Raw genomic sequence first — 23,294 nt, forward strand, 5'->3', positions numbered from 1 at the left:
AGTTTCCTGCAGAATGTCGTGTTTTCGGGTTACTCAGCTTCCACGCCCTGTATTGGGCGAACGGTTTCCCACTGCTTGCAGCTGGGGCACAGCCAATGCAATTGCTGACCGGAGAAGCCGCAGTTTACACATCGGTATACCGGGCGGTTGGCAAGTATCAAGTGGCCGATGCGGCTGACCAGGCGGCCTTCGTCCGTCGTCATGCCTTTCTCATAGCCCGCCAGTTCCACCAAGCGCAGCAGACCGCGGACGCTGGGGCGAACTTCCAGTTCCCGGCGCAGCAACTCGATTGCAGCCATACGGCCGGACGTGCGCTCTACGGCTTCAACCAGCGCCAGCAGCAAGCTCGTGCTCGGCCAGGCTTCGTAGAACTTGCCAAGTTTTTTGACCAGACGCCCAACATCGCCGTGTTCGCGTTCAAGCTTCATCAGCCTGTCCACCGCTTCTGAGCCGAATTCAGGGTTCTGATCGAAGACTTTCAGGCTCTGGCTGGCCGCGTCCCGGTAGCTGCCCTGGCGAATGAGCAACTTCATCATGATAAACGTGGCCCGGACACAGGAACGATCGTACTCCAGTGCTTCCTTGGACAGCTTCTGAGCCATCCAGCGGTCGTCGTGCTTGAGGGCATCCTCAGCCTGCTCGCAGGTTATATAGGCCAGCATTTTGTACATGCGGGCATCGTGGTCGCCGGTCGTCAGTGTACGGGCGACCTGCCCTGCCTTACCCCATTCCTTTTCCTGCTGGTACAGCTCGATCAATTGCAATGAAGACTTACGGCCGTACTCCCTGTCGCCCATCAGTTGATGAAGCAACGCTTCTGCCCTGTCCAGAAGGCCTGCGTTCAGGTAGTCAATGGCCAGCTCGTAGGTAACTTGTTGAGAATAACGCGGTGGCAGCTCCGGTCGGGCAAGGAGGTTCTGGTGAATCAGAATGGCCCGGTCGGTCTCGCCCTTGTGGCGGAAATGGGCGCCGATAGAGAGGTGCAGGCCCACCGTTTCCTTGTTCACAGCCAGAGACTGAACGAAGTTCTCAACCGCCTGATCGGAATAGTTGGTGAACAGAAATTGCAGCCGATCCTTAACGGATTCCTCATCGGAGATCGGTGTTTTGGAGCGTTCCCTGGTGCTGCCCATTCGCCCCACAAACCAGCCAGCGGCCACCGCAACCGTTAACAGCAGCCATTGAAGCACTATATCCATTAAAGCGTCCGGTCGTTCTGGGCCCTGGATTTCTCCAATGCCTGCTCGGTACGAGCAAGTCGTTTTTCGAGGTTACGGCGGGAAACCGATGTGCGAACGGTTGCAAGCATGGTAATCAGAACTCCGATCAAAGCGCCGATCACAAAAGACAGGATAATCCAGACGGCAACGCCGTGAGGCTGAGTCTCAAAGAGCAGGAAATTAAGGGAGACTGCCATCTGATTATTCAGGGAGAAAACAAGTGCTACCAGAACCAGAAACAATACCAGCAGAATGAGAAGGACCTTCTGAAATCCGGCCATAGTCGCAATGCTCCACACGGACCTGGTTGTTCACCTCAGGACCTGGTTAACGTCTTTCCCCAATAGGGTAATCAGAAGCCTTTTTTAAGGCTATCGTTTACCTGCTCACGCAACTCCTTGCCTGGCTTGAAGTGCGGAACAAATTTGGCCGGTAATTGCACGGCTTCGCCGGTTTTCGGGTTACGCCCGGTTCTGGCTGCGCGATGGTGTAATGAAAAGCTACCAAAACCCCGGATCTCGATTCGCTGGCCATCCGCCAGTGATTGGGACATGTGTTCAATAATCGTTTTCACAGCCAGTTCCACATCCTTCACTGAAAGCTGCGTCTGCTTGGACGCAATCAGCTCTACCAGTTCAGACTTCGTCATTGGGCTCATCCCTCTTCACATTATTATCGGATAGCCGGTTACCAGCTCCTTGCCTCTAGTTTAGCCAAACCAGAAAAAAACACAAAAAAAACGGGCTCTTAGAGCCCGTTTTTTTCATACCAACCGGAAATGTTATTCCTTGTTGGCGTTTTGCTGCTGCATCTGCTCCTTGATGAGATCACCGATGGTGGTCGCACCAGAGGAAGATTCAGCCGCTTTGGCGCGAACACCTTCCAGCGCCTGCTTGTCGTCTTCAACGTCCTTGGACTTCACAGACAGGTTGATAACGCGGTTCTTGCGGTCGATGCTGATGATCTTCGCTTCAACTTCGTCGCCTTCGTTCAGCGCGTTGCGTGCGTCTTCAACACGGTCACGGCTGATTTCAGAGGCTTTCAGTACAGCTTCAACTTCGTCGTTCAGGGTGATGGTAGCGGCTTTTGCGTCAACCGCAGATACCGTGCCCTTCACGATGGAGCCCTTGTCGTTCAGCTGTACAAACTCGGCGAACGGATCGCTTTCCAGCTGCTTGATGCCCAGGGAGATGCGCTCACGCTCGGGATCAACAGACAGGATAACGGTTTCAACTTCGTCGCCCTTCTTGTATTCACGGACGGCTTCTTCGCCAGTCTCGTTCCAGCTGATGTCTGACAGGTGAACCAGACCATCGATGCCGCCGTCCAGGCCGATGAAGATACCAAAGTCAGTGATTGACTTGATCTTGCCGGAGATACGGTCGCCTTTGTTGAACTTGCTGGAGAAATCTTCCCACGGGTTAGCAACACACTGCTTGATACCCAGGGAGATACGACGACGCTCTTCGTCGATGTCCAGAATCATCACGCCCACTTCGTCGCCAACCTGAACGACTTTGGACGGATGGATGTTCTTGTTGGTCCAGTCCATTTCGGACACGTGAACCAGGCCTTCAACGCCTTCTTCCAGCTCAGCGAAGCAGCCGTAGTCGGTCAGGTTGGTTACACGTGCAGTAACCTTGGTACCTTCCGGATAACGACCCTTGATATCGACCCAGGGATCTTCGCCCAGCTGCTTCAGACCCAGTGATACGCGGTTGCGCTCACGGTCAAACTTCAGAACCTTGACGTTGATCTCGTCACCGACATTGACGATTTCGCTCGGATGCTTGATGCGCTTCCAGGCCATATCGGTAATGTGCAGCAGGCCGTCAACACCGCCCAGATCTACGAACGCGCCGTAGTCGGTCAGGTTCTTGACGATACCCTTGATTTCCAGACCTTCGGTCAGGGTTTCGAGCAGAGCTTCACGCTCAGCACTGTTTTCAGCTTCCAGAACGGCGCGGCGGGAAACAACCACGTTGTTACGCTTCTGGTCGAGCTTGATAACCTTGAATTCGAGTTCTTTGTTCTCCAGGTGCGCGGTATCGCGAACCGGGCGAACATCTACCAGCGAACCAGGCAGGAAGGCACGGATGCCGGCCAGATCGACGGTGAAACCACCCTTGACCTTGCCATTGATAACACCCTTAACCACTTCCTCAGCTTCGAAGGACTTCTCAAGTACCTTCCAGGCTTCTGCGCGCTTGGCTTTCTCACGGGACAGACGGGTTTCACCGAAGCCGTCTTCCACAGCGTCGAGAGCTACGTCAACAACGTCGCCGATAGCAACTTCCAACTCGCCTTTTTCATTGAGGAACTGGGAGGCGGGGATAACACCTTCGGACTTCAGTCCGGCGTTAACGGTGACCCAGTCGTTATCGACGTCTACAACGGTTCCCTGGACGATGGAACCTGGTTGCATGTCAATTTCTTTTAGGCTTTCTTCAAAAAGATCCGCAAAGCTCTCGCTCATTATGTGTCCTATGTGATCAACGCAAGTTTACTCCGTGCTACCAGCAACACGGTCTGTTAGTTTCAATCCGGATCCAGCCAGTGGCTGGCCGATAACGCCGAATCCGGAATTTCAACAACAAAAAGGTGTAGTCAGGCCTGACCTGCTGCGGCCATAACCCTGACTAGCACCTCTTCTATACTCAACCCCGTCGAATCAATGACTTGCGCATCGTCTGCAGGCTTGAGCGGGGCGGCGGCGCGGTTCATATCCCGCTCATCGCGCACCCGTATCTCCTTTAAAAGGGCGTCAATATTAACATCGACCCCTGCGTCCTTCAACTGGCTGTAGCGTCTTTGCGCACGCTCTTCGGCACTGGCGGTCAGGAAGATCTTCACTGGCGCATCCGGGAACACCACCGTTCCCATGTCACGACCGTCCGCGACCAGCCCGGGAGGCTTCTGGAAATCGCGCTGGCGCTGCAGCAGCGCGTCGCGCACAGGCTGCATGACAGCCACCTTCGAGGCATTGTCGCCACAGGTTTCTGTACGTATATCTGCGGTGACGTCAACACCGGCCATCAGTACCTTTGCCGGCTCACCTGGTGGGGTTGGCTCAAACGCCACATCGAGGCCGGCGGCGACGTTTACCAGAGACGGCTCATCATCCAGGGACACGCCCTGGCGCTCCGCAGCCAGTGCCGTGAGGCGATACAGCGCGCCACTGTCCAACAGGTGCCACCCCAACCGGCGGGCGAGCATCTGGGTAATGGTGCCTTTACCGGAACCGCCAGGGCCGTCCACGGTAATAACCGGTGCCTTGCTTTCAGCCATTACTCAGCCCCTTCGGCGGCGATATTGATGCCAGTCTGCTTTGCCAACTCCACAAAGCCCGGGAATGAGGTGGACACGTTGGCGCAATCGCTCACCTCGATATCCCCTTCAGCCCGCAGGGAGGCGACGGAGAACGCCATAGCAATGCGGTGATCCCCGTGGCTATTCACGGTTCCAGCGGTCATCGTCTGGCCACCATCAATGACAATACCGTCTGGAGTCACGGTGGTTTCCACTCCAAGCGCGGTCAGGCCGTCTGCCATCACCTGGATGCGATCACTTTCCTTGACGCGAAGCTCTTCGGCGCCGCGCAAAACCGTTCTGCCCTCAGCGCAGACTGCGGCAATAAACAGCACGGGGAATTCGTCGATTGCCAACGGAACCTGATCCTCAGGGATGTCGATACCCTTGAGTTCGGCGGAACGAACGCGAAGATCAGCGACCGGCTCCCCGCCAATCACACGCTCTTCGAGGACTTCTATATTAGCCCCCATCATGCGCAGGATGTTAATCACGCCGACTCTCGTCGGGTTCATGCCAACGTGTCGGATGGTCAAGTCGGAATCCGGGGCAATACTCGCCGCAACGAGGAAAAACGCTGACGAAGAGATATCCGCCGGCACGTCTATGGCGGTAGCGGCCAAGCGACCGCCACCGGTCACGCTGGCCGTCGCGGTATCGCGATGCACGTGATAGCCAAAGCCTTCCAACATGCGCTCAGTATGATCCCGGGTAGGAGCTGGCTCGGTAACGGAGGTTACGCCCTCGGCATAGAGACCGGCGAGTAACAGGCAGGATTTAACCTGAGCACTGGCCACCGGCATCTCATAATGAATGCCGGTTAGCGCGTGCCCACCCCGGATTTTCAAAGGCGGCCGCCCGCCCTCGGCAGTGTCAATCACCGCACCCATTGCTCGCAACGGATCTGCCACACGCCCCATGGGACGCTTGGAGAGGCTTTCGTCGCCGGTGAGCTCGGAGTCAAACGGCTGCGCGGCCAGCAAGCCCGAGAACAGGCGCATGGCAGTACCGGAATTGCCCAGGTACAAAGGGCCGCGCGGCGCCTGGAGACCATTGATACCGACGCCGTGAATGCGGACAAACCCCGCGTCCGGCCCTTCTATGGTCACCCCCATGTCGCGGAACGCCTGCAAGGTTGCCAGGCTATCCTCGCCTTCAAGGAAGCCTTTCACTTCCGTGATACCGTCGGCAAGAGCACCCAGCATGATGGATCGGTGGGAAATGGATTTGTCGCCCGGCACGCGTATCTCGCCGGAAATCCGGCCGCCGGGTTGAAGACGGAACGTTACCTGTTTCTGACTGTTGTTTGTCACGTAAGCCTGTCCTGAAAGCATCTTGGAAAAATGTTCCCGCGCCGCCTTGGCGCGACTGAAAACCCGCAACAGAGTTGCACTGTCCTGATCGGCGATGGCGGTACGGAGCTGATCCAGATCGTGGGTAAAATGATCAATGACCCGCAACACCGCATCCCGGTTGGAAAGAAAGATATCGTGCCACATCACCGGGTCGCTGGCTGCAATTCGGGTGAAGTCCCGGAAACCGCCCGCTGCGTAGCGGAAAATATCCAGATTTTCGTCCTCGCCTGCCAGGGTATCCACCAGTGAGAAAGCGATAAGATGAGGAAGATGACTGGTGGCCGCCAGCACCTCGTCGTGATAGGCCACAGACATGGTCAGAACCGTCGCACCACAGCCTTCCCACAATGCCCTGAGCTTCTCCAGGTCGGGCTGACCAACGTTCTCCGCCGGCGTGAGTATGACCTTGTGATTGGAAAACAACTCAGGGTTGGCCGCGCGGATGCCGCTTTTTTCGGAACCGGCGATGGGGTGGCCGGGTATCACTTTCGCGGGCAGGTCGCCAAACACCTCTCGCACATCGTTGACGAAACTCGACTTGGTGCTGCCGACGTCCGTCAACACGGCGTTTTCGCCAAGATGGGGCCTGATTTCCGCCAGCACTGCCCGCGTTGCCTTAACCGGTACCGCCAGCACCACAAGGTCGCTGCCGGCCACAGCCTCAGCAACCGACCCGGCAGCTTCATCAATAACGCCTAATTCCGTGCCAAGCGCCAATTCGTCCGCGCGCTTGTCAGCGCCCACAACGGTAACCGCGAGGCCATTGTCGCGGATCGCTTTGGCCAGAGAACCACCAATCAGCCCAAGACCAATAACAGCAACACGCTGGAACAGTGGCTGAATCTCGGACACGTTACTCTCCCCGTCCGCTGGACGTATCCAGTGCACGGGCCAAAGCTTCGATAAACCGTACATTTTCTTCGGGCAAGCCAATCGACACCCGCAGATGCCTGGGTAGGCCGTAGCCACCAATCGGCCTGACAATCACACCCTGCTCCAGTAGTGACTGATTGATGTCAGCCGCCTGATCGCCCACATCCACAGCAATAAAGTTGCCGGCGGACGGAATGTATTCCAGACCCATTTCGTTAAAAGCGGACTCGAGCTGTTTCATCCCGGCTGCATTCACTTCGCAGGAGCGCCGCAGGTAATCTTCATCGTCCAGTACAGCCGTCGCCGCTACCAGAGCCAGAGAATCTACATTAAAAGGCTGACGTACACGATTGAGAACATTGGCAATGTCCGGCGAGCTAACACTGTAGCCAGCTCGCAGCGATGCCAACCCCCAAGCCTTGGAGAATGTCCTGGTAACGATCAGGTTCGGATAGCGCTTGAGCAACGACAGGCCATCCACATAGCCCTCCCCCTGAAGGTATTCACAGTAGGCTTCATCCAGAACCACCAGAACCCTGGGGGGAATACGGGCCAGAAACGACTCGATCGCCTCAGCGCCATGAACCGTGCCCGTGGGGTTGTTGGGGTTGGCCACAAACACCAGCGCGGTGCGATCTGTTATCGCCTCCACCATGGCGTCGAGGTCATGGCCATAGTCCCTGGCGGGCACCGACACACCTTTGGCGCCGATCGCCTGGGTAACAAGCGGGTATACCGCAAAAGCATATTGGGAAAACACGACTTCCGAAGAGGCATCTGCAAAGCACCGTGTGATCACCTCCAGGACATCGTTGGAACCGTTGCCAAGGGTAATCTGAGCGGGCGCCACGCCGTATCGGGCCGACAATGCCTGCTTGAGATCAAACCCATTGCCATCGGGATAGCGACAGAGCTCGTCCAGGGCTCCCTTCACCGCCGCCAGCGCCTTTGGGCTGGGCCCAAGAGGGTTTTCGTTGCTGGCCAGCTTGATGATGTTGTCGGGCTTCAGGCCCAACTCCCTGGCCAGCTCATCAATGGGCTTGCCCGGCTGGTAGGGGGATAGCGCCTGCACGCCTTTGACCGCCAGACTTTGGTAATCAATCGACATTTCGACCTTCCTCAGTCATTTGCGTTTCTGTCACAGGACCCCAATAGGATAGGACCCCAGGCGCTTCAACTCGACCGCCTCTTCATCGATCTCTGACAGCACCTTGCTGACCTGCGCATCTTCCACATGGCCCTCAAAATCGATGTAGAACACGTAGGCCCAGGTACCGCTGGGCGATGGGCGGGTTTCGATACGGGTCAGGCTCAGACCATGTTTGTGGAACGGCTCAAGCAATTGATACAACGCGCCAGGCTTGTTGCGCATGGACACCAGAATGGACGACTTATCGTTACCACTGGCCGGCACTTCCTCACGACCGATGATCAGGAAACGGGTGGTGTTGTCCGGACGGTCTTCGATACTGGTCGCCAGCATTTCCAGGCCGTAAAGCTCCGCCGCCATGTCGCCTGCGATCGCGGCCGTGCCCGGCTCTTCCGCTGCCCGCCTCGCGGCTTCGGCATTACTACTGACCGTGACCCGCTCGATACCGTAACGATGGGTATCCAGCCACTGCCGGCACTGGGCGAACGACTGCTGATGGGAATAAATGCGGACAATGTCCTGCCCCTGGTGCTTTGGCGACACCATCAGGTGGTGATGTATCCGCAACTGCACTTCGCCGCAGATCTTCAGCGGAGAGGACATGAACATATCAAGGGTATGGTTGATCATGCCTTCCGTGGAATTTTCCACCGGGACCACACCATAGTGGGCCGCGCCGGATTCCACTTCACGGAACACTGCATCGATGGCGGGCAAAGGCACGCTGACCACGGAGTGCCCAAAATGCTTGAGCGCCGCCGCCTGGGTAAAGGTGCCAATCGGCCCGAGGAAAGCGATGTGCATCGGCTTTTCCAGTGCCAGGCACGCGGACATGATCTCCCGGAACAGTCGGGCCATCTCCTCGCCGGACAGCGGGCCGGGATTGCTCTCCTTTATACGCCTCAAAACCTGGGCTTCACGTTCCGGACGGTAGAAGAATACATCCTCACCCGGGTTGGCTTCCATCTTCACGCGAGCCACTTCCTGGGCGCATTCCGCGCGCTTGCTGATCAGGTCCATGATTTCCTGATCCAGGCGATCAATATCGACCCTCAACTGCCCGAGACGGGCCTGCTCATCACTCATGATCAGCCCCGCTCCTTCGCAAACACGGTCATGTAATCAATCAACGCATCGACACCGGCTTCTGGCATGGCGTTGTAGACGCTAGCCCGCATGCCACCCACGGAGCGATGGCCCTTGAGGTTCAGCAACCCTCTCTCATTCGCACCTTTCAGGAAAGCACTGTTGAGCGCGTCATCTGCAAGGGTGAACGGTATATTCATCCAGGATCGGAAGCGCGGGGATATCGGGTTGGCGTAGAAGTCGTTCTCATCAATAAAACCATACAGTTTGCAGGCTTTACGACGATTGACCTCACCCATAGCCGTAACACCGCCCTGCTCTTTCAGCCATTTGAATACCAGGCCTGCGAGGTACCAGGAGTATGTCGCCGGCGTGTTGTACATGGAGTCATTATCCGCAATGACCTGATAGTTCATCATCGTCGGCGTGATCTTGAGCGCCTTGCCCAACAGATCCTTGCGAATGATCACGACCACCAGGCCGGATGGACCGATGTTCTTCTGGGCCCCGGCGTAGATCAGGCCAAATTTCGAGATGTCCAGCGGGCGTGACAGCATGGTGGATGACATATCCGCCACCAACGGCACGGAACCGCTCTCCGGCACGAAGTCGAACTCCAATCCGCCGATGGTTTCATTAGGCGTGTAATGCAGGTAAGCCGCATCGGTGCTCGTAGTCCAGCTATCCTGATCGGGAATGCTGGCAAAGCCACTCGATTCGCTGCTTGCCACGACATTAACCTGACCATAACGGCTGGCCTCGGCGATGGCTTTCTTCGACCAGATACCCGTGTTCACGTAGTCCGCAGACGTCTTGTCGCCCAACAGGTTCAGTGGAATGGTCGAGAACTGGCTGGACGCACCACCCTGCATGAAGAGTACGGCGTAATCATCTGAAACGCCGGCCAATTCCCGAAGGTCTTTCTCGGCAGTTTCGGCGATTTCCACGAACTCGTCACTGCGATGGCTCATCTCCATCACGGACATGCCGGTGCCGCGCCAATCCAGCATCTCTTCCCGTGCCTGTCGCAAAACAGGCTCCGGCAAGGTTGCCGGGCCTGCACAAAAATTATACGCCCTGCTCATCACTTCCTTCCTCACCGTCGACCTCTTCGGCATCGGTTTCGGCAATACGCTCAACACCCACGAGGCGTTCGTCTTCCTGGCTCAGTTTGATCAGGCGAACACCCTGGGTGTTCCGGCTCAGAACCGATACTTCGTCGGTGCGGGTACGCACAAGCGTGCCTTTGTCCGAGATCAGCATCATTTCGTCGCCTTCAAACAGCTGCAACGCCGTGACCAGGTTGCCGTTACGCTCGGAACACTGCATGGCGATAACGCCCTGGCTGCCCCGGCTGTAGGTCGGGAACTCGTCGAAGGTGGTGCGCTTACCGTAGCCGTTCTCACTGGCCGTCAGCAGAACCGCGTTTTCCTGCGGAATGATCAGTGACACAACATGATGCCCTTCCGGCATTCTAATGCCACGCACACCACGAGCCGTACGACTCATCGGACGTACCGCTTCCTCGTTGAAGCGAACGGCCTTGCCCGCCGAGGAGAACAGCATGACTTCCGCATCACCCTTGGTGATGGCCGTACCAATCAGGGTGTCACCCTCGTCAAGCGACAGAGCAATCAGACCATTGCTGCGCGGACGGGAGAAATTCGGCAACGGCGTTTTCTTGACCACACCCGCCGAAGTGGCCATCAGCACGTACTGGTCTTCCGGATAGTCACGAACCGGCAGGAAGGTGGTAATACGCTCCCCTTCTTCCAACGGCAGGATGTTGACCATCGGACGACCGCGGGACGCGCGGCTGGCCCGGGGAATCTCGAACACCCGCAACCAGTACACCTTGCCCCGGTTGGAGAAGCACAGAATGGTGTCGTGGGAGTTCGCTACCAGCAGTTTCTCGACGAAATCTTCGTCTTTCATGGACGTAGCGGCCTTGCCGCGACCACCACGGCGCTGGGCCTGATAATCTTCGACGGCCTGAGTCTTGGCATAACCACCGTGAGAGATGGTGACCACCAGATCTTCCTCGTCGATCAGATCGGCGATGGTCAGGTCACGCTTGGAGCTGGTGATTTCGGTCAGACGGGTATCGCCAAACTCGGTCACCACCGCTTCCAGTTCTTCACGGATAACCTGCATCAGGCGGTCCGGATCACCCAGAATTTCCAGCAGGTCGGCAATCTTCTCGAGAATGTCCTTGTACTCATTCTGGAGCTTTTCGGTCTCAAGACCGGTCAGGCGGTGCAGGCGCAGGTCCAGGATCGCCTGAGCCTGTTCTGGCGACAGGTGATAAAGGCCGTTGCGCAGGCCAAAGATCTCCGGCAGATCATCGGGGCGGCATGCGTCTTCGCCCGCCCGCTCAAGCATCGCCAGAACGTCACCCGGTGCCCAGCCCTGAGCCATCAGCTTCTCTTTCGCCTCGGCCGCAGCCGGAGACGCCTTGATCAGCGCGATGATTTCATCGATGTTCGCCAGAGCAACCGTGAGGCCTTCCAGGATATGGCCACGTTCGCGGGCCTTACGCAGTTCGTAAATGGTACGGCGGGTAACCACTTCGCGGCGATGCCGGACAAATGCGTCCAGCATTTCCTTGAGGTTGAGGATTTTCGGCTCGCCGTTGATCAGGGCGACCATGTTGATGCCGAAAACCGTCTGCAACTGAGTGTGGGCAAAGAGGTTATTAATAACCACATCCGGGTTTTCACCGCGACGCAGTTCAATCACTACCCGGATACCTTCCTTGTTGGACTCATCCCGCAGCTCGGAGATGCCTTCCAGTCGCTTCTCTTTTACCAGCTCTGCAATTTTCTCGATCAGCCGCGCTTTGTTCAGCTGGTACGGCAGCTCGGTAATAATGATGGCGTCGCGGTTGGTTTTCTTGTCGTGCTCGATTTCATGGCGGGCACGGATGTAGATGCGCCCACGGCCGGTGCGGTAGGCCTCAACAATGCCGGCGCGACCATTAATGATGCCCTGGGTGGGGAAGTCCGGCCCCGGAATATGCTCCATCAGGTCGTCGATAGTCATATCCGGATCATCAATCAATGCCAGGCAGCCGTTCACAATTTCCGTCAGGTTATGGGGCGGAATATTGGTGGCCATACCCACGGCAATGCCTGAGGAACCGTTTACCAGCAGGTTGGGAATCCGGGTGGGCAGTACGTCCGGAATCTGTTCGGTGCCATCATAGTTGGCCACGAAATCCACAGTTTCCTTGTCCAGATCCGCCAGCAGGGAGTGGGCAATCTTCTCCATGCGGATCTCGGTGTAACGCATGGCAGCCGCGTTGTCGCCGTCGATGGAACCAAAGTTACCCTGACCATCCACCAGCGGGTAGCGCAGGGAAAACGGCTGGGCCATACGAACAATGGTGTCGTAAACGGCCGAGTCACCATGGGGGTGATACTTACCGATGACGTCACCCACCACACGGGCGGATTTCTTGTAGGCCTTGTTCCAGTCGTTGTTGAGTTCGGACATGGCGAACAGTACGCGGCGATGCACCGGCTTGAGGCCGTCGCGCACGTCTGGAAGTGCCCGCCCCACGATGACGCTCATGGCGTAATCGAGATAGGACTGTTTGAGCTCGTCTTCAATATTTACCGGCAGGATCTCTTTGGCTAACTCACCCATCGAGAAAGGTTCCTTTGCATTTGCTGGAAGTCGTTTCAGGGCCGTTCAGAGCGCCCCATAGTTATTCTTTAACAAGCGGCCAATACTACCACATTCAACCCCTTAGCGGGGGATATGGCGGTGGCCGTCAGTCAAAAACCACAGTCTTGTTTTCGTAGGTAATCACACGGTCTTCAATGTGTGCCCGCAAGCCCCGTGACAGCACGTTTTTCTCCACATCCTTGCCCAGCCGAACCATGTCTTCAATGGAATCGCTGTGGCTGATGCGGACCACGTCCTGCTCGATGATGGGGCCTTCGTCCAGATCCTGGGTCACGTAGTGGCAGGTGGCGCCAATCAGCTTCACACCCCGGCTGTAGGCCTGATGGTATGGGCGGGCACCCGCAAACGACGGCAGGAAGCTGTGATGAATGTTGATCACCTTGCCCGGGTACTTCTCGCACAGACTGCCGGGCAGGATTTGCATATACCGGGCAAGCACCACTACATCGGCTTCATAGCCTTCTATCAGGCCATCCACTTCACCGAAAGCCTCGTCGCGGTTGTTCTGGTTCACCGGAATATGGTGATAGGGTATCTCATGCCACTCCACCATGCGCCGGAGGTCTTCATGATTGGAAATAACCGCCACGATTTCGGCATTGATCTCGCGGCTGTGCCAGCGATGGAGCAGATCCGCCACGCAATGGGATTCCTTGCTGCACATCAGGATCACTTTCTTGGGCTGGGCCGAATCAGCAATGTGCCAGTTCATATTGAACTCGCGGGCAATCGGCTCAAAGGCCGTGCGGAACTGGTCCAGGCCGAAAGGGATCGAGCTAGCCTTGATCTCATGCCGCATGAAGAACCACCCGGTCTGGGTGTCGGAGTGGTGGCTCGCCTCTGTAATCCAGCCATTGTAGGTCGACAGAAAGTTACTGACCTTGGCAACAATCCCCACCCGATCCGGGCAGGAAATCACAAGACGATAGGTATGCTCCATGGAAGCCTTTCCTTAATCTGATCCGGGATCACGGGCGCGCAATTTCACACCCTTAAAAATGACCGGCTATGATAGCTTATCTGAGCACCAGAAACGAGGCACAGAAACATGGATAGACACCCCCTACAGGTACGTACCCGAAAAGCCGTCGCGAGCCGCTCACTGGCCGCGAGAATGATGATCGCCCTGGCGCTGCTGCTACCTCTACAGCCGGTGACCGCAGAGGCCATTCTGGAAGGAGAGCGCCACCACCCGGTACAGGCCAGGAACGGCATGGTGGCCACCAGCCACACCCTGGCAACGGAAGTCGCATTGAACGTGCTGAAGAATGGCGGCAATGCGATGGATGCTGCCGTTACGGCGGGATTCGCCCTGGCGGTCACCCAGCCGCGCTCGGGCAACATCGGCGGCGGCGGGTTTATGCTCTACGCTCCGGGCAACGGCGAAGCGGTTGAGGCCATCGACTATCGGGAGAAAGCACCGGCCGCTGCCACCGAAACCATGTTCCAGGACGACGATGGTAACGTGGTCGAGAATCGCAGCCGCTTCACCCACAAGGCATCCGGTGTGCCCGGCACCGTCGCCGGCCTTGCGATGGCCCTTGAACGCCACGGCACGCTGTCGCTGGAACAGGCCCTGGCCCCGGCGATCAAGCTCGCGCGGGAAGGCTTTATTGTACCCGCACGCTTCACCGAGGGCCTGGAACAGGCGCGGGAACGACTGCAGCGCTGGCCGGCAACTCTCGCAACCTTCTATAAAGAGGACGGTTCTCCGTGGCAACCAGGCGAGCGATTTCGGCAACCGGAGCTTGCCGACACCCTTCAGCGTATTGCCGATCAAGGCGTCGATGGCTTCTATCAGGGCGAAACCGCGCAACTCATCGTCCAGGAAATGGAACGCCACGACGGCCTGATTACACTTCAGGACCTGAAGAACTACCGCCCCAGAATCCGCCAGCCGGTTCATGGCACCTACCGCGGACATGATATCTATTCCATGTCACCGCCCTCCTCTGGTGGCACTCACATTGTGCAGATTCTGAACATTCTTGAAGGCTACCCGCTGGCCGAGTTCGGTCATAACTCCACCGCCGGTATTCACCACATGGCCGAAGCCATGAAGCTCGCCTATGCCGACCGCGCGGAATACCTCGGAGATACTGACTTTGTGGAGGTGCCGCTAAAGGGCCTGACCAGCAAGGCCTATGCCGAAGCGTTGCGTAAAACCATTGATCCGGCCAAAGCCAGGCCTTCGACCGAGATCAGTGCCGGCAACCCCGGGGCCTATGAAAGCCCGGAAACCACCCACTTCTCCGTTGTCGACCGCTGGGGCAACGCAGTTTCCAATACTTACACCATTAATTTCAGCTACGGGTCCGGCATCACCGTTGACGGGGCGGGGTTCCTTTTGAACAACGAAATGGACGACTTCAGTGCCAAACCCGGCGAACCCAACGCCTATGGACTGATTGGTGGCGAAGCCAATAAGGTGGAACCCGGCAAGCGTATGCTGAGCTCCATGTCGCCGACCATTGTCAGGCGCGATGGTCGCAACTATCTGGTTACGGGAAGCCCCGGCGGGTCCCGAATTATCACGACAACCTTGCAGGTGCTGCTGAATGTGATTGATCATGGCATGAACATTCAGTCTGCGGTGAGTGCCCCAAGGATTCACCACCAATGGTTGCCAGACGAGATCCGCATTGAACAGGGCATCAGCCCGGATACCGTGAGGCTGCTGGAGGAAAAGGGGCACAAGGTGGTGACAAAAAGTGCCATGGGCGCCATCCAGAGCATACTGATCGATACTGAAGGAACCCTCTACGGCGGTGCAGACCCGCGCCGCAGCACATCTTCAGCCATGGGCTATTGAGGGGCACACAGCCCCGGGAGGCATTATGTTTTTATCCGTTCAACTGAGCTGCTACCCACTCACCGATGACTACAAGCCGCCCATTCGTGCCGTTATCGAGCGGCTTGAAAAAACAGGGCTGGAGATCTTTCCGGGCCGCATGAGCACCGAAATGTTCGGTGAGTACGACGAGGTAATGCGCGTGCTCTCAGACACCATGAAATGGTCGTTCGAGGAGTACGGTAAAGCGGTGTTTGTGGCCAAGATCATGGAAGGTGATCGCCGGCCACGCTAGGGCGCTTTTGAGCCAGGCCCAGACACTCGCTCTAGTCTGGTGTAACTTTCAAAACACGTCCGTCAGCATTATCCGTTAACAGATAAACCGAACCGTCAGGGCCCGTTACGACGGCCCTGATGCGTTCGCCCAGCTCACCGAACAGGGTTTCCACTTCCGTTGCTTCGCCGTCCGCCAACCGGACACGATGCACCTGCCGGGTCACCAGCCCGCCAACCAGCAGATCACCCTGCCACTGAGGAAACAGATCGCCGGTGTAAACGGTCATGCCCGAAGGAGCGATGGATGGCGTCCAATGCAGCAGCGGCGCCTCAACGCCCTCACGCTCCTCGAACGGGGTTACCCGCGCGCCGGTATAGTCCAGCCCATGGGTGGTGACCGGCCAACCGTAGTTGGCGCCCGGGCGAATAACGTTGATCTCATCACCACCCCGGGGCCCGTGTTCATGAGCAATCAGCCGGCCCTGTTCGCTGTCGTAGGCCAGCCCCTGCACATTGCGATGACCATAGCTGTAGATTTCACCCTGGTGGGTGTCGTGCCCTGCAAAAGGGTTGTCGTCCGGCACGCTGCCATCCGGGTTAAGGCGCACAATACTGCCAATGTGGTTTTGACGGCGCTGGGCCTGCTCGCGGTAGTCGAAACCGTCTCCGAGGGTTAACACCAGCGTATCATCCGGCAGCCATACCATCCGCCCTCCATAATGAGCGCTGCCCTTCTTGGCCGGTTGTACCCGGAATAGTTCGCTCACATTCTCCAGGCCCTGCTCTCCCAGTTGCCCCCTGGCCAAGCAGGTGTGATTGGCATCCATGGTGCCACAGGCATAACTCAGGTAAATCTGTCGGCTCTCCTCGAAGTCCCTGGCGGGAAGCACATCAAACAGCCCTGCCTGGCCGGATGCGAAAACCTCCGGCACACCATCCAGCGGTTCCGGCATCAGGTCGCCGTTGGCCGTCAGCATTCGCAACCGTCCCGGCCTTTCGGTAACCAGCATTCGCCCATCGGGCAGGAACGCCAGTGACCAGGGGTGCTCGAGGCCACTGGCCACGGCTTCAATCGCATAGCCTGGCGCATCATCCGCTACGGCATCAGATTCAGGCAGCGTCAGCCCGGCAACCATCAGCAACATCGCAACAGGCGCTGCCGAGGCTTTGCCATTTTTGCGGGGCAAACGAGAAACCAGAACGGCAAACAACAAACCAGAGAGAGCAGCCGTTACCAGCATGGCCAACAGTCCACCCATATCCCGTGTGGCAGCGATCAACGTAGGCATGGGCGCCAATGCATCCACAATCCGAAAAGTCGCCCACAGCGCGATCGCCGCGGCAAGCGGGCACAACCACAAACGGCCTGAAGGACCAGCCAGCCGAGCCACAAGAGACGCGGCAACCTGGGAGAACAGAAAACTGAGCCCGAAGAGGATGGCGTACAAAGGAGCAAAGTTCAGCAGATCCTGGGCTGTGGTTTGCAAACGGGTCGCCATACTGATTTCAACCCCCAGGCCTTCCAGCGCCTGGAGATTGAACTGGGTTTGCACAAGGCTGCCCAGCACCGAGCCCACAATCAACGCGACGATGAACGCCAGCACCACCCTGCCCCAGCCAACCGATGCTGCCATTACTTCTCTCCGGAAGGCTCCAGCTTGTCCTGGGTGCGCAACTCGAAGTCACTGGCATCGTGCCGCTCATGCAACTGCCTGCTCTCCTCGCCCCAGGTGCGGTTTACCATCAACCCCCGCTTCACCGCCGGGCGTTCTGCGATGTCATCGGCCCAACGCACCACGTTCTTGTAGGTATGCGCTTCCAGGAATTCCGCCGCTTCGTACACCTTGTTTTTCACCAGTGCGCCATACCAGGGCCAGATCGCCATATCTGCGATGGTGTATTCGTCACCCGCAATGTAGCGATTATCGGCCAGTTGCCGATCCAGCACATCCAGCTGGCGCTTCACTTCCATGGTGTAGCGGTTGATCGGGTACTCGTATTTTTCCGGTGCGTAGGCGTAGAAATGCCCAAACCCACCGCCCAGGAACGGCGCGCTGCCCATTTGCCAGAACAACCAGTTCATGGTTTCCGTGCGCGCCACAATGTCCGTCGGCAGGAACTCGCCAAACTTCTCAGCGAGGTAAAGCAGGATGGAGCCGGACTCAAACACGCGGACGGCCGGCTTGTGGGTGTGGTCCATCATTGCCGGGATCTTGGAGTTCGGGTTCGCGTTCACGAAACCACTGCCAAACTGCTCACCCTCGGTGATGCGGATCAGCCAGGCATCGTATTCCGCTTCCTTGATGCCCTTGGCCAACAGTTCCTCAAACATGATCGTGGCCTTCACGCCATTCGGGGTCGCCAGTGAATAGACCTGAAACGGGTGCTCCCCTACCGGTAACTCTTTCTCATGAGTGGGGCCGGCAATCGGGCGATTGATCTGTGAGAAGGCTCCGCCGCTCTCGGCATCCCATTTCCAGACTCTCGGGGGCGTGTAGGTATCATCGGTCATTCATTCTTCCTCAATTTAGTGGATCTATTGGTAACAAGGCCTCACGCGGCCAGTTCCTGGCGCATCATGTTCAGCAGTCCGCCTTCTATAACCATACGGACCTGACGCTCGCTGAGTTCATGCGTCAGTTCATAACGTTCGCCGTTACGGGTGTTTTTCGCAACAATGCTGTCCCCGGCTTTTAATGCTTCAACCAGCCCCTCAATCGATAATTCATCGCCCTGCTCGATACTATCGAAGTTCTCCGGAGTGACAAAGCTCAAAGGCAACACACCAAAGCTCGACAGGTTCTGCCAGTGTATGCGCGAGTAACTCTTGGCAATCACTGCTCGCACGCCCAGATAACGGGGAGCCAGCGCCGCATGTTCACGGCTTGACCCCTGGCCGTAGTTGTCACCGCCAACGATCAGAGAGCCCGTGTCCTGATGCTGTTTTGCCCGTTCCGGATAGGTCGGGTCCAGCCGGATATAAGTAAACTCACTGATGGCAGGAATGTTACTGCGAAACGGCAGTATCCGGGAGCCGGCAGGCAGGATGTCGTCGGTGGAAACATCGTCACCAACCTTGAGCAGAACCGGCGCCTTCAACGAGTCAGGCAGCGCCTCAAATGTCGGCAGGGTGCTGATGTTTGGCCCCTTCTCCACCACGGTCAGTTCCGGGTGTTTCGCCGGCGGGCGGATATTGCGATCATCGACATAAAAGGTGCTGCGCTCGTCGAACACAGGATAGTTCATGTCGAGATCACGTGGGTCAGTAATCACGCCGGTCAAGGCAGAGGCCGTGGCTGTTTCGGGGCTACACAGACAGACCTTGTCTTCAGAGGTACCCGAACGGCCGGCAAAATTCCGCGGAACAGTGCGCAGGCTGATCTGATCCGTTGCCGGCGCCTGCCCCATGCCAATGCAGCCATTGCAGCCGGTCTGATGCAGGCGCGCCCCAGCGCTGAGCAGATCGGTAAGATGACCCAGTTCAACCAGGTTTTCCAGAACCTGACGCGATGTGGGGTTGATATCGAAAGATACTCCCTCGCGAACCTGGCGGCCTTTGACCATCATCGCAGGAACTGCAAAATCCCTCAGGCCAGGATTCGCAGAGGACCCAATATAGGCCTGGTAGATTGGCTCGCCAGCCACTTCCCTCACCGGAAACACCTTCCCTGGACTGCTGGGGAGTGCAATCAACGGCTCCAGTTTTCCCAGATCAATCTCGTCATGCAGGTCGTAGGTGGCACCGCGGTCGGCTTCCTGCCTCTGGAAATCGTCTGCCCGCTGTTGCTGCCTGAGAAAATCCCGCACCGCATCGTCCGCCGGGAACACCGTAGCGGTGTGTCCCATCTCCTGCCCCATGTTCGCGATCACATGGCGGTCCATCGCGGACAGCCCTTTCAGGCCTGGCCCGTAATACTCGATAATGTTCCCGGCACCGCCCTTCACCCCGTGGCGGCGAAGCATTTCTAGGATGACATCCTTGGCGCTCACCCAATCCGGCAATTTCCCGGTCAGCTTCACGCCCATGACCTTGGGCATGTTGAGATAAAACGGCTCTCCACACATAGCCATGGCGACAGCCAGACCGCCAGCCCCCATTGCCAGCATTCCCAGCGAACCGGCAGCGCAGGTATGGCTGTCGGAGCCAAGAAGGGTCTTGCCAGGTTTCCCAAAGCGTTCCATGTGCACCGGATGGCTGACGCCGGACCCGGCCGGGCTGAACCACAGGCCGAACCGCTCGCAGGCACTGCGCAGAAACAGGTGATCGTCAGGGTTGCGGTTGTCGGTCTGCAGCAGGTTGTGGTCAACGTACTGCGCGGACAATTCAGTTTTGACCTGGCCAAGCCCCATGGCCTCCAGCTCGAGCATAACCAGGGTACCGGTTGCATCCTGGGTCAGCGTTTGATCGATGTTCAGCCCGATTTCCTCGCCGGCCTTCATCGTTCCCGACACCAGGTGTGACTCGATCAGCTTCGTGGCAACATTGCGCGGTTGATTCTTCGTCTGTTTCGTCATCGGATGACCTCCATGCGAGCCAGATTTCAGACATTCATGCCCTTCACTATAGATCCCGTTGGCCAACCCTGTCGTCAGGACTGGGGAAAACACAGCTCCTTGCTTCGAGACGTCAGGCTACTCCACTTGGGTTTGCTGGTGTTGCGTACTTTTTTCAGATAGGTGGTCACGTCGCCGAAGTGCTTTTCCGTGGCACCCATCCCGGTTGCCTCGTCCCGGTGAACACCGGACATAAACATCAGTGCCTTATATTCATCGCCTCCTTCATCAAGTGTGCCGCTGAGCATCTTCAGATGTGAGGCGCAAAAGATGTGCAGGTTGCGCTTATCGTAATCGACCTCCTGGGACCAGCTATTTAGGCTGAATACAGTCAGAACGACGAAAACGCATAGGGTTGGCTTCATGAGGCTTTTCTCCTGGGACCAACAATGGATGTAAGTGCGCTGCCACTGTAGCAGACAGATTAAGGCCCGTATGGGGAGATCAACTCCCCAGTGCTTGGGAACGTTAGCTACGCCTACAGCGGTTTGCGCTAATATAGTGATTACCTGTCGCGTTTACTGGACCAGGCCAAGCCTGAATTGGAATCAGGGTCATAATAACAAGGGGGACTGCCATGAAACGAATTGCTCTCGCATCTGCCATCGGTATCGTTGCCTTCACGGCCAGTGTTTCTTTTTGGCTGAGCCAGAAGGCCCCCTCTGTCGATACCGCAAAATCCATCAGCAACCCGCAAGCTACCCAGGCACTGACTCAAGAGCCGCAATCGACCAGCCAGAATCAGAGCAGCGGGCTCACAGCCGAGCAACAGGCTTTACTGGAAAACCCGGAAACGCTGAAACTGGCCAATCGGCTCGACTTTGAGGAAGAACTGCACACCTTCTTTGCGAAAGCCGATGGCCTGTCTTCGGAAGAGCGCGCGGCGGAGGCAGCGATGCTGGAACAGCGCCTGGCCGACTACCAACGCAAGGGACAGGTCAGCGCAGCAGAGAGCCTGATGGTCCGCATTGCCATGACGAAACTCACGATCGAAGACGAAGCCGCTCAAAAACAGGCCCTGCAAGGCCTGATTGACCGACAGAATGCCGCTGCGCAGGCACGCAAAGAAGAATGGCTGGCCAAACCCAGGCCGGAGTTTGAAGCCTATAAGCAGCAGGAGAAACAAATCGTGAAAGAGGTGATGGCAATGGACAAAGTGCCTGCGGGACTGACCCGCAACGAATACTTACGTCAGCGATTGCTGGAAGCCCGTGTGGCTGCCAACAAGAATGGCGATGCGCCTCAATAGCGCATCACCATCCCTATCGGCAAGTTCCCCGATTCCGAAGAGCCTGATACCCAATGTTCTACAGAAGCTGATCAAGTGCCCAATAGAGCGGATTGAACGGCTTGTTGTAGTCAGCCTGCTGATCGGTTTCAGAGGCCTGCATGACTGCACCGCTTCCGTTCAACACATTGGCCACAAAGTCGTCCAGCTCCAGTCCCGCTTCCTGAATGTCTGAGTTGGCAAACTCAATGATGGTGGTGCAGTGGCTCTCGTTCACATCGCGGAACCATGGCAGGTAGTACCCAAAATTATTCAGGTTGGACAGGGTGCCCTTCAGGCGTTCTGTATCCGTATACCAGCGCTCGTGGATCAACGCCTCCTTGGTAGCCTGATCCGGCGCATTTTCGATTTCCGGATAGAAACGCTCATAGGAATATGAGGAGTAATTCAGATCCTGCCAGAAGTGTGTATGCCCCATCCGATCATTCGGCAGCTCTGCAGAAAGGGCCGTATACAATGAGCCGAGATCATTCAGGTTCATCAGTGGAAGCCCGTCGCTGAGGTATTCCAGCGGACCGTTGGGCTGGTCCAGCCCCCAGGCGTTACGGATAAACGACTGCAGCAACACCGACGGATAAGTGTCCGGGTCCGAACCTGTTGGCGCACTGAAGGCCGGCCCGGAATCGTTGATCATGTACCCCCGGTTCGGCTCCATATCACGGCGGGTCGGATGGTAGTTGGTCAAACTGCCCAGGCCGCCGGCACTGCATCCGGTCGTTAGCAACTGCTTCGGCCGCTGCAGATTATCCTTCACCCACGAAATGGCTGCGCGGGTGTTGCGAAGACCATTGTGATGCCAGATCAATGGCTCAGCTTCACCCTCCGGGTCCTCGTACACGGCCACCCTGTCACCGGAGTAGACATCGCCCGTGCAGTACGGAATATAAACCATGTTCCAGTTCTGGGTCTTGACCGATGTCAGTGGGTTCAAGCGCACCACAAACGGGCTGACCAGGCTGGCGCTCGGGTTCGTCAGGCTCATATAGTCATCCGGGATGCCATCCGGATTGCGAGCTCCCCGGATACCCGTCTGGCCCGAGCAACTTTCATAGTCCCAGCAGGCACCGCCCCCCTCCAGATAGATAATGGTATTACTGGTATTCGGCACGCGGTTCACAAAGAATTTGTACTCAGAGCCGTTACCACAGACAGCACCGGTTTCAGGCGCCAGGAGAATGGTTTGCCAGGCGTAATAGTTGCCCGGCGAAAAGCCATCGTTGAAACCCGCCGGGTTAGCCAGTAGCGGATAGTCACCCTGACGCTGGGCCGCCGTAACGGGGTTGTCAGCTGCTGGTGGACTGACAAGGTTCCCCAGCGTTCGCCAGAAACCGTAATCCCCCAGTTCGGCCATTGCCGGCCCTGTGACACCCAATAGAATAAGAACAGCTAGCAGTTGGTTCATGATGCTGGTTTTCACAGGCATTCCTCCTTGATTGTTGTTATCGGGGCGCAGGCGATAATCAAGCTCAGCCCCTGAATCGAAACTAGACGTGACACACTGTCATTTCAATAAATGCCCGTAGAACCATTTGTCCTAAAAAATGGTCGGTAATAGCGTTATTGAAAAATGTAAAGGAAATGACTGAATTGGAGAGAACTACCCACTCTACTGCCTACTTAATATTGGCCCAATGGGACTAAGAGCACTTTCATCACGACATAAAACATAACAATTTGGCACTATTTAGAAACTAACTTTCTA

The 23,294-nt window shown here is 57.0% G+C and carries 19 protein-coding genes; 3 read left to right on the forward strand and 16 right to left on the reverse strand.

The window, feature by feature from the left end:
• Positions 1–29 precede the first annotated feature (29 nt).
• From lapB to purU, 11 genes are all read right to left on the reverse strand, one after another.
• The gene (gene lapB, locus B3M52_RS06535; protein WP_036208447.1) at positions 30–1,199 is read right to left on the reverse strand and encodes a lipopolysaccharide assembly protein LapB; all 1,170 of its coding nucleotides are present in this window, start codon (positions 1,197–1,199) and stop codon (positions 30–32) included.
• Positions 1,199–1,501, reverse strand: a complete 303-nt coding sequence (locus tag B3M52_RS06540; protein WP_007154690.1) for a LapA family protein — start codon at positions 1,499–1,501, stop codon at positions 1,199–1,201. Before B3M52_RS06540 ends, lapB begins: the two co-directional genes overlap by 1 nt.
• A gap of 71 nt (positions 1,502–1,572) precedes the next feature.
• Positions 1,573–1,869: an integration host factor subunit beta gene (locus tag B3M52_RS06545; RefSeq protein WP_007154691.1), complete on the reverse strand. Its 297-nt coding sequence runs from the start codon at positions 1,867–1,869 to the stop codon at positions 1,573–1,575.
• A 132-nt stretch (positions 1,870–2,001) separates the two neighbouring features.
• Positions 2,002–3,696, reverse strand: coding sequence for a 30S ribosomal protein S1 (gene rpsA, locus B3M52_RS06550; RefSeq protein WP_007154692.1), 1,695 nt, complete (start codon positions 3,694–3,696; stop codon positions 2,002–2,004).
• A 131-nt stretch (positions 3,697–3,827) separates the two neighbouring features.
• Entirely contained in the window at positions 3,828–4,508 is a 681-nt protein-coding gene (gene cmk, locus B3M52_RS06555; RefSeq protein WP_075196911.1) for a (d)CMP kinase, read from the reverse strand.
• Positions 4,508–6,736, reverse strand: coding sequence for a bifunctional prephenate dehydrogenase/3-phosphoshikimate 1-carboxyvinyltransferase (locus B3M52_RS06560; protein ID WP_075196912.1), 2,229 nt, complete (start codon positions 6,734–6,736; stop codon positions 4,508–4,510). Before B3M52_RS06560 ends, cmk begins: the two co-directional genes overlap by 1 nt.
• 1 nt (position 6,737) lies before the next feature.
• A complete protein-coding gene (gene hisC, locus B3M52_RS06565) occupies positions 6,738–7,865 on the reverse strand; it encodes a histidinol-phosphate transaminase (RefSeq protein WP_075196913.1) in 1,128 nt (375 codons plus the stop codon).
• Positions 7,866–7,895: 30 nt separating this feature from the next.
• The gene (gene pheA, locus B3M52_RS06570) at positions 7,896–8,993 is read right to left on the reverse strand and encodes a prephenate dehydratase (RefSeq protein ID WP_075196914.1); all 1,098 of its coding nucleotides are present in this window, start codon (positions 8,991–8,993) and stop codon (positions 7,896–7,898) included.
• Between the two features lie 2 nt (positions 8,994–8,995).
• Positions 8,996–10,078 (reverse strand): 3-phosphoserine/phosphohydroxythreonine transaminase, encoded by a 1,083-nt coding sequence (gene serC, locus B3M52_RS06575; RefSeq protein WP_075196915.1) that lies wholly within the window; start codon positions 10,076–10,078, stop codon positions 8,996–8,998.
• Complete coding sequence (gene gyrA / locus B3M52_RS06580) at positions 10,062–12,641, reverse strand: DNA gyrase subunit A (protein WP_075196916.1); 2,580 nt, start codon at positions 12,639–12,641, stop codon at positions 10,062–10,064. Before gyrA ends, serC begins: the two co-directional genes overlap by 17 nt.
• A gap of 127 nt (positions 12,642–12,768) precedes the next feature.
• The gene (gene purU, locus B3M52_RS06585; protein ID WP_075196917.1) at positions 12,769–13,623 is read right to left on the reverse strand and encodes a formyltetrahydrofolate deformylase; all 855 of its coding nucleotides are present in this window, start codon (positions 13,621–13,623) and stop codon (positions 12,769–12,771) included.
• A 174-nt stretch (positions 13,624–13,797) separates the two neighbouring features.
• On the opposite strand from purU, the gene ggt reads away from it, so the two are divergent.
• Entirely contained in the window at positions 13,798–15,495 is a 1,698-nt protein-coding gene (gene ggt, locus B3M52_RS06590) for a gamma-glutamyltransferase (RefSeq protein WP_178380818.1), read from the forward strand.
• 25 nt (positions 15,496–15,520) lie between these two features.
• Positions 15,521–15,769, forward strand: coding sequence for a thiamine-binding protein (locus tag B3M52_RS06595; RefSeq protein WP_036206861.1), 249 nt, complete (start codon positions 15,521–15,523; stop codon positions 15,767–15,769).
• 31 nt (positions 15,770–15,800) lie between these two features.
• Here B3M52_RS06595 and B3M52_RS06600 read toward each other — a convergent pair whose 3' ends face one another.
• The 4 genes from B3M52_RS06600 to B3M52_RS06615 all read right to left on the reverse strand — a co-directional run bounded on the left by B3M52_RS06600 (position 15,801) and on the right by B3M52_RS06615 (position 20,669).
• Positions 15,801–17,384 carry a PQQ-dependent sugar dehydrogenase gene (locus B3M52_RS06600; protein ID WP_075196918.1) on the reverse strand — a complete coding sequence of 528 codons (1,584 nt, stop codon included), beginning with the start codon at positions 17,382–17,384 and terminating at the stop codon, positions 15,801–15,803.
• Complete coding sequence (yghU, locus tag B3M52_RS06605) at positions 17,384–18,262, reverse strand: glutathione-dependent disulfide-bond oxidoreductase (protein WP_075196919.1); 879 nt, start codon at positions 18,260–18,262, stop codon at positions 17,384–17,386. The genes B3M52_RS06600 and yghU overlap by 1 nt, the downstream gene beginning before the upstream one ends.
• A gap of 41 nt (positions 18,263–18,303) precedes the next feature.
• A complete protein-coding gene (locus tag B3M52_RS06610) occupies positions 18,304–20,265 on the reverse strand; it encodes an aconitate hydratase (RefSeq protein WP_075196920.1) in 1,962 nt (653 codons plus the stop codon).
• 74 nt (positions 20,266–20,339) lie between these two features.
• Entirely contained in the window at positions 20,340–20,669 is a 330-nt protein-coding gene (locus tag B3M52_RS06615) for a hypothetical protein (protein WP_075196921.1), read from the reverse strand.
• Positions 20,670–20,881: 212 nt separating this feature from the next.
• On the opposite strand from B3M52_RS06615, the gene B3M52_RS06620 reads away from it, so the two are divergent.
• On the forward strand, positions 20,882–21,553 hold the full coding sequence (locus B3M52_RS06620) for a hypothetical protein (protein WP_075196922.1): 672 nt from the start codon (positions 20,882–20,884) through the stop codon (positions 21,551–21,553).
• A 58-nt stretch (positions 21,554–21,611) separates the two neighbouring features.
• On the opposite strand, the gene B3M52_RS06625 is transcribed toward B3M52_RS06620, so the two are convergent.
• Positions 21,612–23,015, reverse strand: a complete 1,404-nt coding sequence (locus B3M52_RS06625) for a pectin acetylesterase-family hydrolase (RefSeq protein WP_075196923.1) — start codon at positions 23,013–23,015, stop codon at positions 21,612–21,614.
• Positions 23,016–23,294: the final 279 nt, after the last annotated feature.

It is taken from the genome of Marinobacter sp. UBA2688, from assembly GCF_002352785.1.
GTDB classification, from domain to species: Bacteria; Pseudomonadota; Gammaproteobacteria; order Pseudomonadales; family Oleiphilaceae; genus Marinobacter; species Marinobacter salarius.